The organism is Oceanobacillus alkalisoli (genome assembly GCF_021556485.1).
GTDB lineage: Bacteria > Bacillota > Bacilli > Bacillales > Amphibacillaceae > Oceanobacillus > Oceanobacillus alkalisoli.
Genome location: NZ_JAKGBW010000001.1, coordinates 193,066 through 205,390, shown reverse-complemented (window position 1 = coordinate 205,390; position 12,325 = coordinate 193,066). Strand labels below are relative to the sequence as shown.

Annotated in this window: 9 protein-coding genes, 3 pseudogenes and 1 riboswitch; of the genes and pseudogenes, 8 read left to right on the top strand and 4 right to left on the bottom strand. The window is 39.3% G+C overall.

From position 1 onward, the window contains the following. Nucleotides 1-76 precede the first annotated feature (76 nt). Complete coding sequence (locus LZD48_RS01150; RefSeq protein WP_235760895.1) at nucleotides 77-259, top strand: YqzE family protein; 183 nt, start codon at nucleotides 77-79, stop codon at nucleotides 257-259. On the opposite strand, the pseudogene LZD48_RS01145 reads toward LZD48_RS01150, so the two are convergent. The 3 genes and pseudogenes from LZD48_RS01145 to LZD48_RS01135 all read right to left on the bottom strand — a co-directional run. Further along, a pseudogene (locus LZD48_RS01145) lies at nucleotides 224-496 on the bottom strand (zinc ribbon domain-containing protein); the annotation flags it as partial. The gene LZD48_RS01150 and the pseudogene LZD48_RS01145 sit on opposite strands and share 36 nt — an antisense overlap. A gap of 102 nt (nucleotides 497-598) precedes the next feature. Then, complete coding sequence (locus LZD48_RS01140; RefSeq protein WP_235760894.1) at nucleotides 599-1,396, bottom strand: YqhG family protein; 798 nt, start codon at nucleotides 1,394-1,396, stop codon at nucleotides 599-601. Between the two features lies 1 nt (nucleotide 1,397). Next, entirely contained in the window at nucleotides 1,398-3,050 is a 1,653-nt protein-coding gene (locus tag LZD48_RS01135; protein ID WP_235760893.1) for a DEAD/DEAH box helicase, read from the bottom strand. Between the two features lie 294 nt (nucleotides 3,051-3,344). Further along, a riboswitch (glycine riboswitch) is annotated at nucleotides 3,345-3,439 on the top strand. A gap of 202 nt (nucleotides 3,440-3,641) precedes the next feature. Between LZD48_RS01135 and gcvT the strand changes: the two genes are divergently transcribed. From gcvT to gcvPB, 3 genes are read left to right on the top strand one after another with little or no spacing between them, the layout of a single operon-like run. Continuing rightward, nucleotides 3,642-4,763, top strand: coding sequence for a glycine cleavage system aminomethyltransferase GcvT (gcvT, locus tag LZD48_RS01130; protein WP_235760892.1), 1,122 nt, complete (start codon nucleotides 3,642-3,644; stop codon nucleotides 4,761-4,763). A gap of 12 nt (nucleotides 4,764-4,775) precedes the next feature. Next, nucleotides 4,776-6,125, top strand: coding sequence for an aminomethyl-transferring glycine dehydrogenase subunit GcvPA (gene gcvPA, locus LZD48_RS01125; RefSeq protein ID WP_235760891.1), 1,350 nt, complete (start codon nucleotides 4,776-4,778; stop codon nucleotides 6,123-6,125). Then, nucleotides 6,118-7,587: an aminomethyl-transferring glycine dehydrogenase subunit GcvPB gene (gcvPB, locus tag LZD48_RS01120; protein WP_235760890.1), complete on the top strand. Its 1,470-nt coding sequence runs from the start codon at nucleotides 6,118-6,120 to the stop codon at nucleotides 7,585-7,587. Before gcvPA ends, gcvPB begins: the two co-directional genes overlap by 8 nt. Nucleotides 7,588-7,788: 201 nt before the next feature. Here the strand turns inward: gcvPB and LZD48_RS01115 are convergent, their stop codons facing one another. Continuing rightward, nucleotides 7,789-8,163, bottom strand: a complete 375-nt coding sequence (locus tag LZD48_RS01115) for a rhodanese-like domain-containing protein (RefSeq protein WP_235760889.1) — start codon at nucleotides 8,161-8,163, stop codon at nucleotides 7,789-7,791. A 318-nt stretch (nucleotides 8,164-8,481) separates the two neighbouring features. On the opposite strand from LZD48_RS01115, the pseudogene LZD48_RS01110 reads away from it, so the two are divergent. From LZD48_RS01110 to LZD48_RS01095, 4 genes and pseudogenes are all read left to right on the top strand, one after another. Then, nucleotides 8,482-9,276: pseudogene (locus LZD48_RS01110) on the top strand (ribonucleotide reductase barrel domain-containing protein); the annotation flags it as partial. A gap of 486 nt (nucleotides 9,277-9,762) precedes the next feature. Next, a complete protein-coding gene (locus tag LZD48_RS01105; RefSeq protein ID WP_235760888.1) occupies nucleotides 9,763-9,981 on the top strand; it encodes a hypothetical protein in 219 nt (72 codons plus the stop codon). Next, a complete protein-coding gene (locus LZD48_RS01100; protein WP_235760887.1) occupies nucleotides 9,962-10,270 on the top strand; it encodes a DUF559 domain-containing protein in 309 nt (102 codons plus the stop codon). The genes LZD48_RS01105 and LZD48_RS01100 overlap by 20 nt, the downstream gene beginning before the upstream one ends. 239 nt (nucleotides 10,271-10,509) lie before the next feature. After that, nucleotides 10,510-12,279: pseudogene (locus LZD48_RS01095) on the top strand (vitamin B12-dependent ribonucleotide reductase); the annotation flags it as partial. Between the last annotated feature and the right edge of the window lie 46 nt (nucleotides 12,280-12,325).

The window sequence follows — 12,325 nt, the reverse complement described above, 5'->3', positions numbered from 1 at the left end:
CTGCTTTATTTTTAATTAATTTGTATAAATATTTTTAAGTCGTATAAGCTATTAAAAAACAAGAGGAGGCAACAGGATGTCAACGAATAATTATTTGAAATTTATTACAGAAGAAATTGTTAAATACATGAACAGCCCGCGTGAGGAACGGAAGGAGCGGAGGGAAGCGGAGAAGCAGGATGGATCTGTTGTGCTGAATCGCTGGTTTGGAATCCTTCCATTCTCATTTAAATTGTTTCTTAAAGGAAGACGAGCGTAAACCCACATAACCGTAGGAACAACGGTAGGTGCGTTCAGATAATTTCATCGGTTTTTCTGCACCACAGGAAGAACACTTCTTAGTGGAAGGAAACCATTTACCAACTTTCACAAGTTGTTTCCCTTGTTCTTTTAGGTTATACGCTAAAAAGAACGTGAACATCCACCAACCGTTGTCGTGAACACTTATTCCAAAGTGAAGAGCTCTTGAGATTCCTTTCATGTCCAAGTCATCAATACCGTATGGAATGAATTTTGGCTAAAGCCAACCGAAATTCATCTCCCGCCTACTCATTGGTGCTATTCGCACTTTCACATTCCTTGAGGATGGTAGACTTCTTTATGAAAACCGTTCAATATCAGGAAAGTCTTGGAGTAAGTAAATCAACCCTCCACTTGTTACGTCAATTGTAATTTCTGGTGTATATCGATTGTTAATTTCCTCCATTTCCTTCTTGACGATATTATTCTCCAAATCGTCCTTGTAAAATTGCTTTAAGAGGGCGATTTCTTCATTTCGTGTTTCCAATGCTTCATTAGCCCATTCTTTCGGTTGATTTTCAACATAATGCTGGATGATTTTTTCAATGCGCTTAAATCCGCTTGTCAATGTAATAATTGGAGAGATTGTATAGCAAAAATTGGATATTTGTTGTTTCAAAGCAAGTTTATTCAACTCATCCATCATATTCACAATTACTTTTCCAGTAACAAGTTGGATACCGAGGGAAATAATTTCTTCTTTCTTTTGTCTCCCTCTATAACTCACTTTAAAATTCGCGAGCAACCATGGGTAAAGCGGGGTGTTTTTATCCGTATTTACTTCTTGGAAAAGTAATGTATATTTCTCATGCTGCGTAACATGATTGAAGATCTGTTGCAGTCTTGGACTGCCGATATCGATCCATTCTCCTGCTTGCTCTCTTTTATCCGGGTTTGTTATGAGTGTCAATGTCATTGGTACACCTTCTTGGCCAAGACTTTGAATATAATGCCAATAAAAGGGACGATTCATTAATATCTTGTCTAATTCCTCTGTTAACTCCACTTGCATAACGCCATCTTCCATCTTCAAAGGATTACATTGATACGCGCTGAAATAATCGATTATAAATTGTTCGATATCAACAATTGCCATCTTATTCACCTACACTTTTTTCACTTGTTTCATCTGCTATCTTTTGGACGATGGATGCTAAATTTTCAAGTTTAATTTCCGCTTCTCCCAAGGAATCCGATTCCCTGTATATAGTTTCGATTTCTTCCTCGACATCCGCGATATTTAAATTGGAAAGAATTGCATCAAGTTCACCAATAACATTTTCAAATAACTTGATCTTCTCGTAAAGCACATGTAGTATATGTTCTTCAATAGTCTGCTTAACAGCAAGATTATACACTTTCACATCATTATCCTGACCAAAACGATGGATTCTACCAATTCGTTGTTCTATTTTCATCGGATTCCACGGTAAGTCATAATTAATCAAGTGATGACAAAACTGCAGGTTGATTCCTTCAGCACCAGCTTCTGTTGCAATCAATACTTGCGCTTGAACTTTAAACAATTGAAGCATCCAGTCCTTCTTACTGCGGTTAAATCCACCTCTAAATGGTACGGAGCTAATTCCGTGCTGTTGTAAAATCCATTGTAAATACAATTGAGTTGCCCGGTATTCCGTAAATATAATTACCTTCTCATCTCCAATCTGTTCAATTAATTCGACTGCTTTCATTGCCTTGGAGTGAGCAGGTAATGCATTGATTTTTTGAATGATAGAATATATTTCCGCATCTTGCGGATTTGTTTCTTGTAATTTCGCAAGAGAAAGATAACAAGCTTCCCTTGAAGAACAAATCTCTCGTAATAAGGTAATCTTTGTAAATATATCTTGTCCCCGCTGCATATTATTTAGTTGTTCATAAACCTCTGATTCTTCATTTGAAAAATCAACGAGAACAGTCTCGATAATTCGGTTCGAAGGTTTTAAATTTGTATTTTCCCTTGTATTCCGAATCATGACTCGCTCAATCAGTTGTTTCAGATAAACATCCGCTTCCTGCTTTTCGGTTTTACTGGAATATTTTTCTTTAAAGGAAGTGACATCTCCAAGATGTCCCGGTTTTAAAATGGAAATCAAATTAAATATTTCCATTAAATCATTTTGAATTGGTGTAGCGGTTAATAATAAGCAGTATTTCTTTTTAATCTGCCGCACAAATTGATAATTTTTCGTCTGGTCGTTTTTTAGTTTATGTGCCTCATCAATTAAAACTAAGTCATATTCATTTGCTAGAATCACTTCCTGATGAGGTGTGCGTTTTGCAGTATCAAGGGATGAGACTAGAATTGTGTTGCCTTCCCAGTTATGATGTTTCCGGTGATGGACAGCAGGAATATAGAATTTCGTATTCAATTCATTCACCCATTGGTTCACAAGAGAAGCTGGAACAAGGATTAACGCGTTTTTAACAAGTCCACGCAGCATGTATTCCTTTAAAATCAATCCGGCTTCAATTGTTTTTCCTAAACCAACTTCATCAGCAAGAATCGCCCTGCCATTCATTTTTTCTATCGTTTCTAATGCTGTTTCCACTTGATGATCAAGGAAAGACATATGCGGCAAAAAGTCTAAACTCCTCAACCCTGAAAAAGAGGGGATAATTCTTGCTTGTTCGGCTTGAAAGCCAAGTGAAAACAATTGATGGGAGCTAAATGGCCCGTCATTGTTAAGTCGTTCCTCTAATTCTTTTATAAACGTTTGATTAATTGTCAATTGAACCAAATCCATATGTTACACCCCGAGTATCTAGATAAAATTTGGATTCCACTATACCTTTTGTAAATAGTATGGTATTATTCAATGCAAAGGCAGAGTATTTCTTATAATAAAGTGAAACTTCATTCAGTGGGGGCTTCCTTACTACTCCCGCTGAAAGTTAGTTGAACAGAATCAGGGATTTACGGACTGTTTTTCCCGCACCTTCACATTTCGGATTTCCCACATCTGTAGAGGTGGGGGTACTACAGGCTGTTAATGCGTGATAAACTTAGTTTTACCATTATAAAAAAATATATGCTGTGGATGAAGATAAGGGGAGAGCTTACACGATTTTGGTGTAACGCCGAAGGAGCAAGCTAAAAGACGAATCTCTCAGGCAAAAAGACTTTTATCGGACACAACTCTGGAGAGCGTTTACATTTTTTCGTAAACCACCCAAGAAGCAAGTGGGAACGGAAGGAATTAGGAATTCCTGGACGTTCGCATGCAACTTTCTGGTAGAAGGACAGAGATTTCTTAATTATTAGGAAATCTCTGTTTTTTTATATTTAAGAAATCAGAATATAAAAACATCTATTATTTTCTGAGGGAGTGGTAAAGTTGAAACCATTAAAGCGCACACCAATTTTTCCGGAATATGAAAAATACGGGGCGAAGACGATTGATTTTGGGGGTTGGGATTTACCTGTTCAATTCTCTGGAATCAAGGACGAGCACCATGCAACAAGAACAAATGCAGGGTTATTTGATGTGTCTCATATGGGAGAAATTAGTGTAGTAGGAAGGAAGGCGTTCGAATTCCTTCAAAAGATGACAACGAATGATTTGAGTAAACTGAAACCGAAGAAAGCCCAATACACCTTTCTTTGTAACGAGGATGGAGGTGTAATAGACGATTTACTCACCTACATGCTCGGAGAAAACCATTATATGCTTGTTGTCAATGCAGCAAATACAGAAAAAGATCTAGCCTGGTTAGAGAAACATAATACCTACGCCGATGAAGCAGTTGCTATTATTGACGAATCGAATAAATATAGTCTCCTAGCTATTCAGGGGCCTCAAGCAGAAGCTATTTTACAACAATTAACCGATACAAATCTAGCAGCTATTAAGCCGTTTTGCTTTGAAAGTGATGTCGTTTTGCGTGGTATCGGACAGGAGGCAATTGTTTCTCGGTCCGGTTATACGGGTGAAGATGGATTTGAAATATATGTTGCGCCGGAAGAGGGACCTAAGCTTTGGAATCAACTCTTAGAAACTGGAGAAGGTGCTGGAATTGTTCCAGCTGGACTAGGGGCTCGTGATACACTCCGTTTTGAAGCTAACTTGCCATTATATGGTCAAGAACTATCCGAAACGATTACACCGCTTGAAGCAGGCTTGAAATTCGCCGTGAAAGTTGATAAAGAAGCTGAATTTATCGGAAAGAAAACGCTGAAAAAACAGGCTGAAAATGGACCGAAAAGAAAAATTGTCGGTCTGGAGATGATTGATAAAGGGATTCCAAGGACGGGTTATGAAGTTTTATCCGGAGCCGGGGATAAAACTATTGGTCATGTCACGACAGGTACACAATCGCCGACACTAAAGAAAAATATTGGTCGCGCACTGCTTGAGGTGGATTATACCGAACTTGGAACGGAAGTCTTGATTCAAGTACGGAAACGGAAACTGAAAGCGAAAGTAGTACCGACACCATTTTATAAAAAAGATAATTAGGAGGGGTTGAAGATGGAATTTCGTTACTTACCAATGACGGAATCGGATAAGGTCGAAATGCTTCGTACAATCGGAGTCGATTCAACAGATGAATTGTTCTCAGATATTCCAGAAGCGATTCGATTCAAAGGGCAACTGAACTTAAAGCCTGGTAAAAATGAATATGCGCTAATGAAAGAACTAACAGCAATGTCCAATAAAAACGTGAACTTAAAAGAGTACACTTCATACTTGGGTGCGGGTGTGTATGATCATTACATTCCTTCCGTTGTCGATCACGTCATCAGTCGTTCTGAGTTTTATACTGCATATACACCGTATCAGCCCGAGATTTCTCAAGGGGAGCTGCAAGCGATTTTTGAATTTCAGACAATGATTGCTGAACTAACCGGCCAACCAATCGCAAATTCCTCAATGTATGACGGGGCGACAGCACTTGGTGAAGCGGTGAACTTAAGCGCCGCCCATACAAAACGAAAAAAAGTACTCGTCTCAAAAGCAATTCATCCGGAATCACTAGAAGTAGTAAAAACGTATGCTACTGGCCAACATGTTGAAATCGTTGAAATAGATCATAAAAACGGTGTAACAGATTTGAACTCGCTTGAAAAAGAACTCGATGAAGATGTAGCTGGTGTAGTCATTCAATATCCGAACTTTTTTGGTCAAATAGAACCGCTGGCTAAGATACGTGAATTAATTAACACCCAAAAGAAAACGATGATGGTAGTTTCAAGTAATCCGCTGGCTCTTGGGTATTTGACACCGCCTGGTGAATTTGGAGCTGATATTGTAGTAGGAGATACGCAAGTGTTTGGCATACCAGCTCAGTTCGGTGGTCCGCATTGTGGTTATTTCGCAACAACACAAAAATTAATGCGTAAAATTCCAGGTCGTCTTGTCGGGCAGACTACAGACGAAAATGGGGTGCGTGGATTTGTGCTTACGCTCCAGGCAAGAGAACAGCATATCCGCAGGGACAAAGCAACATCGAATATTTGCTCCAATCAGGCGCTTAATGCACTAGCCAGTTCGGTTGCGATGAGTTCAATTGGAAAGCATGGTTTAAGAAAAATGGCGCAATTAAATATGAAGAAAGCACGCTACGCCAAGAAGCAGTTTGAGGAAGCTCAAATACCTGTCCTATTTGACAAGCCATTCTTTAATGAATTTGTCATACAGCTGGATAAACCGGTGAGTGAAGTGAATGAAGCGCTTCTTTCCAAAGGAATTGTCGGTGGCTATGATTTAAGTCGTGATTATCCAGAATTAACAAATTGTATGTTAGTCGCTGTAACGGAAATCCGTTTAAAGGATGAAATTGATCAATTTATTAAGGAAGTGGGGGATATCAATGCCTAAACAGGAATTTCCATTAATTTTTGAACGTAGTAAAAAGGGGCGAACAAGCTATAGCTTACCAGATCTCGATGTACCGGACATCGATCTTGATGCAGATTTTGAAGATTCGTACGTTCGGAAGTCCGCTCCAGATTTACCTGAAGTAAGCGAGCTAGAAATCATGCGGCACTATACAGGTTTATCCAATAGGAATTATGGAGTGGATTCCGGATTTTATCCGCTTGGTTCTTGTACAATGAAATATAATCCAAAAATAAATGAAGATGTAGCACGTCTTCCGGGATTTACCCATATTCATCCATATCAAGATCCAAAAACCGTCCAAGGTGCACTGGAAATGATGTATGATTTACAAACTTCACTTAAGGAAATTACTGGTATGCATGAAGTATCTTTACAGTCGGCAGCAGGAGCGCAAGGCGAATGGGCCGCATTAATGATGATCCGTGCTTTCCATGAGGCAAACGGGGATCACCACCGGACAAAAGTAATCGTTCCCGACTCTGCCCATGGGACAAATCCGGCATCTGCTGCAGTAGCAGGTTTTGACGCTGTAACAGTGAAATCAAATGAGGCTGGCTTAGTTGATATTGAAGACCTAAAGCGCGTTGCAGATGAAAATACAGCTGCACTAATGCTGACAAATCCGAATACACTCGGCCTTTTTGAAAAAGAAATTATGGAAATGGCTGAGATTATCCACGGTGTTGGAGGAAAACTTTATTATGATGGAGCGAACCTGAATGCAATTATGGGCTACACAAGACCAGGCGATATGGGCTTTGATGCTGTTCATTTAAACCTTCATAAAACATTCACCGGTCCGCATGGCGGCGGTGGTCCAGGTTCAGGACCTATTGGAGTGACAGAAGAACTGGCACCATTTTTACCAAAACCATTGATTGTGAAAGAGAATGATGAATATAAATTAGAACATGATCGTCCACAGTCTATTGGTCGTATTAAAGCATTTTATGGAAACTTTGGAATTAATCTGCGTGCCTATACGTATATCCGTACGATGGGTGCAGAGGGACTGAAAAAGGTAAGCGAATATGCAGTATTAAATGCGAACTACATGATGCGTAAGTTGGAGAATGTATATGATTTACCATACAAGCAACATTGTATGCACGAGTTCGTCCTGTCCGGCAAGAAACAGAAAAAGCTCGGCGTGCGTACCCTCGACATGGCGAAACGTCTTCTCGACTTCGGTTATCATCCACCGACGGTCTATTTCCCGTTAATCGTTGAAGAAGGAATGATGATTGAGCCGACAGAAACAGAGTCAAAAGAGACACTCGATGGTTTTATTGATGCTATGGTGAACATTGCAAAAGAGGTAGAAGACAACCCTGAAACCGTCCAAGAAGCTCCACATCATACGATTGTAAAACGAATGGACGAAACGACAGCGGCAAGGAAGCCAATTCTTCGGTACACGCGTACAGACCATGCATAATAGTTGATCACGAACGGTATGTGACCCTCCCGACTCTAGACTTTTGAAGCATTTCGTGGGAAGGTGGGGGATAAACAGTCCCCGATTCTGTTCAACTAATATGCAGTGGGGGAGATAAAGGAACCACCGCTGAATGAAGTTTCACTTTATGAAATAAAATGCCGGCAGACATGGATAAAGTGTCTGTCGGTATTTGTTTTCCTACTTTTTTGCTTTAATTTTTCCGGTCCAGTTTTTGAAACCGCCCTTTAGTTGGTAGAGTTCTTTATAGCCTTTTTTGTTCAGAATTTGCGCAGCGCGACCTGAACGGCTGCTTTTTTGACAATATAAGTAAACCGGCTTGTCCTTTCTAATTTCCACTAGACGCTGTTTCAGTTGAGTCACTGGGATATTTCGCGCCCCGAGGATATGGCCGGCGTCGTATTCTTGCGGCTCACGCACATCAATTAACTGGGCTTTTCGGTAGCCCTCAACCCATTGATCTTGAGTTAGTACATTCAAAATCATTTTTTGTCTGTAATAACGGAATATCGAATAACCAAGCAATACAACTAAAACAATTATTAATACTGACATTTTTTTTCCCCCGTCTTTCTCATATCTCATTTCATATTATAAAATACTTTTTTCTGCTTTAAAAGTATTTCGTTTATCCAATTCTTTTTTACAAAAAATTATTTGAAGCAAAAGTCGATTCCTGCAAGCTTACCAGCACTTTTTCGCAGGGAAATGTAAATATATTCTCTTGACAAAATCTCATTAATCATGTTTAATACACAATATATAGTGTGTTCACTCGTTATCCGATACCATATATTGTTTTAGAATTTATAAAACGTGGTACTACATATTATAACACATTACACAAAAAAAGATGAAAAAAGGAGTGGTTTCGTGTCGATGTTATTAGAAAAAGTTAATGGAATTGATGTGGCTGCCCTGAATAAGGATATTGAATTATTTGATGCGGTACATCCAATTACAAGTGATATGAAGCTCACACATCATGGAGTTTCACGCTTGGTCATGCTCGACAGATACGCTTTTAAAGATACTGGAAAAGCTACATTAAAAACTGGAGATTTTGTTGTGTTAACGGTAAAATCTGATCCTAAATTCCCTGCAAGAGGCTTAGGATTTGTCCAAGCAATCAATTGGGAAAAAAATGAAGCAGACATTAAAGTGCTGGATGAATTTGTATCGGCACTTGATAACGAAGCAGAAATGGAAACTGGCATTATCACACGTTCCATTGATGTGATTGATAAACCGCTCGAAATCTTCTATGAACAAATCGCTAAACGAAATGCGACCGGCTTAGCAGTTGTGGAGGAAACGGAAGAAAAACGTAAAGAATCCTTTGAGATGTTTTATAAGGAGCTATCCGATCTTAATTTTGTACCAGCAGGACGTGTATTGTATGGTGCAGGAGCAAATACAGATGTAACTTATTTTAATTGCTATGTAATGCCATATGTAAAAGATTCGCGGGAGGGTATTTCTGACCACCGGAAACAAGTAATGGAAATCATGTCCCGCGGTGGAGGGGTAGGAACGAACGGTTCAACACTTCGTCCAAGAAATACATTGGCCCGCGGAGTAAACGGAAAGTCATCCGGATCCGTATCCTGGCTTGACGATATCGCCAAACTGACTCATTTAGTGGAACAAGGCGGATCGAGACGTGGTAAATCAGCTTAAGTGCCTCGTCTATAAATAAACCTCGTGAATTGCTGGAAACTCTTTTTATTAATCATGTTTTTCATTGAAAATACTATATTGAGGTGGAAATCATGATTCCATATGATGCGAAATTAACTCAGAAATGTAAGATTTGTGGATTTGAATTTAACCATAATAAGCAAGGTCGATTTACATCGCATTTAATAAAAAAATCATAATCTTAATCTTGAAGAATACCTAATAAATTACCATTATAAACCACAAGATTTAAAGTGTGTATATGAACTTTGCAATCAGACAGTTAAGTTATACAGAGGAATACCTAATAGATACTGTAGTAAATCATGCGGAAGTAAAGGAAAGCCTCTGATTTGTATAATATGTAATTCAAAATTTGACACAAGTACCCGTCCACATAGAAAAACTAAAACATGCAGTCATTCTTGTGAAAAAGTACTTCGGTCAAATAAGACAATGAATTGGCATCAATTAATGTCTGAAAAAGAAAAGATATCTCACTTTAAAAACATAATAACTAAAACAGCGAGAACAAGAAGAAAGAATGGTACTCCTTCTTGGAATAGTGGTAAAAAAGGTATTTATTCTCAGGAAACAATCGAAAAAATTCGAGCAGCAACACTCCTGCAAATGGAAAATCAAGTTTTTAAAAAAAACTGGGATAGAGAGGAAAATGGAGAAATTTTTAAGTGAACTTGAAATTGACTACCAATATTCTTTTATCTTAGAAAAAAGACAGTTTGATTTTCTATTAACAAATTATGGAATTATTATTGAGTGTGACGGAGATTATTGGCATGCAAACCCAAAATATTATCCGGTTCCGGAAGAATGGCAAATTGAACGGATAAAAATCGACCAACAAAAAAATGAACTTGCAAAAAGAAATGGGTATATTCTTATACGATTCTGGGAAGATGACATTTTAAACAATTTCAATAATGTAAAACGTATCATATATGACTTGCTGGCTACAACGTAACTGGAAACGGTAAGCGTGAATGCTTTAAAACAGCAGGTGGTTAAAGACAATCAGCAGCCAAGCACCTGTCAAATGGTGAAGGTTCAACGACCATCGAAAGCACACAGAAATGTGGAAGCGAGTAGAGTAGGAGTCAAGTGACTCCGAAGTGCGAGGACATTCGAAAAGGAATGTAAGATATGGTCTGAACTCTAGGGCGACCTGGAGAGTTGATGTAACGAATCAACGCAACATAATTGGCACAAATGATTATGCTGGTGGATTCTCATCCGGACATTATTGAGTTCATTATCTCAAAAATGCAGAATCCGCGTATTTTGAGGTATTTAATTGAAAATACAGAAGATGAACAAATCAAAATTCTGGCAAGAGAAAAACTGAACTTCACTCCACTAACGGAGACGGAAATTGATTTATATACGAGCGTACAAAACTATAAAGGCTTCCCAGGTCTAGGAGGATTCACAGAAGCCTCGATGCATGAGGCTGGACAGAAGTTAAGGGATGGCGGTTCTTACAATGTTCATAATCCAGATTTTTTAACAGGAGCTAATATTTCCGTATGTATAACAAAAGAGTTCATGGAAGCTGTGGAAAATGACGAAATGTACGAACTACGCTTCCCGGATGTGGAAAATTATACACCGGAAGAAATGAAAGCTTATAACGAAACGTGGCATGAAGTCGGTGACGTTCGTAAATGGGAAGAAATGGGTTACGGTGTCCGCGTATACCGCCGTATTCGTGCTAAAGAACTATGGAACTTAATCAACGTTTGTGCGACATACTCTGCAGAACCTGGTATTTTCTTTATCGATAATGCGAATGATATGACAAACGCATCAAGCTACGGACAGCAAGTTGTCGCAACGAACCCATGTGGAGAACAGCCTCTCGCACCATACAGTGTATGTAACTTGGCAGCTGTAAACTTAGCGGAAATGACGGATAAAATAAATAAGACGGTAGATTTTGAAAAACTACAAGACACAGTCCGCACCGGAGTTAGAATGCAGGATAATGTGATCGATGCAACTCCATATTTCCTGGAAGAAAACAGAAAGCAAGCTCTCGGTGAGCGCCGGGTAGGTCTTGGCGTAATGGGGCTGCATGACCTGCTCATCTACACGGAAACGAGATATGGTTCAGAAGAAGGGAACGCACTCGTTGATAAAGTATTTGAAACAATTGCAACGAGCGCTTACAGAGCTTCCATTGAACTTGCAAAAGAAAAAGGCAGCTTCCCGTTCCTGATTGGTGAAACGGATGAAGAAACGAAAGAGCTGCGCCAAGCATTTATCAATACCGGTTATATGAAAACAATGCCGGAAGATATTCGTGAAGGCATATTGGAACACGGTATCCGTAACTCTCACTTGCTAACCGTTGCCCCGACAGGCAGTACGGGAACTATGGTAGGAGTATCTACTGGACTTGAGCCATACTTCTCCTTCTCATACTTCAGAAGTGGTCGCTTAGGTAAATTTATTGAAGTGAATGCAGCAATTGTTGAGGAGTATTTGGAGAACAATCCAAATGCGGATAAAGAAAATCTACCGGAGTGGTTCGTATCCGCGATGGATCTCTCAGCTGAAGAACATGCGGACACACAATGTGTCATCCAGCGCTGGGTAGACAGCTCTATTTCGAAAACAGTTAACGCACCAAAAGGATACACGGTTGAACAAGTAGAAAGTGTCTATCAGAGATTGTACAAAGGAGGAGCGAAAGGTGGAACCGTTTATGTTGACGGAAGCCGTGACTCTCAAGTACTGACACTGAAAGCTGAAGAAAATACAGTTGGCGAGCAGACAGAACTGTTCGAAGATGAAACAGACAAACCAAAAGTTGTTTTAATGGACACGATTCAACAACTGGATTCAACAAATGTAAACATCGGCTCTGAAATTGGGGATACATGCCCGGTATGTCGTCAAGGAAGCATTGAAGACATTGGTGGATGCAACACATGTACAAACTGTGCTGCCCAATTGAAATGTGGAATATAAGAGTTAAGTAACTTAATACGAAACTTGATTAAACAACCTCTTAGGT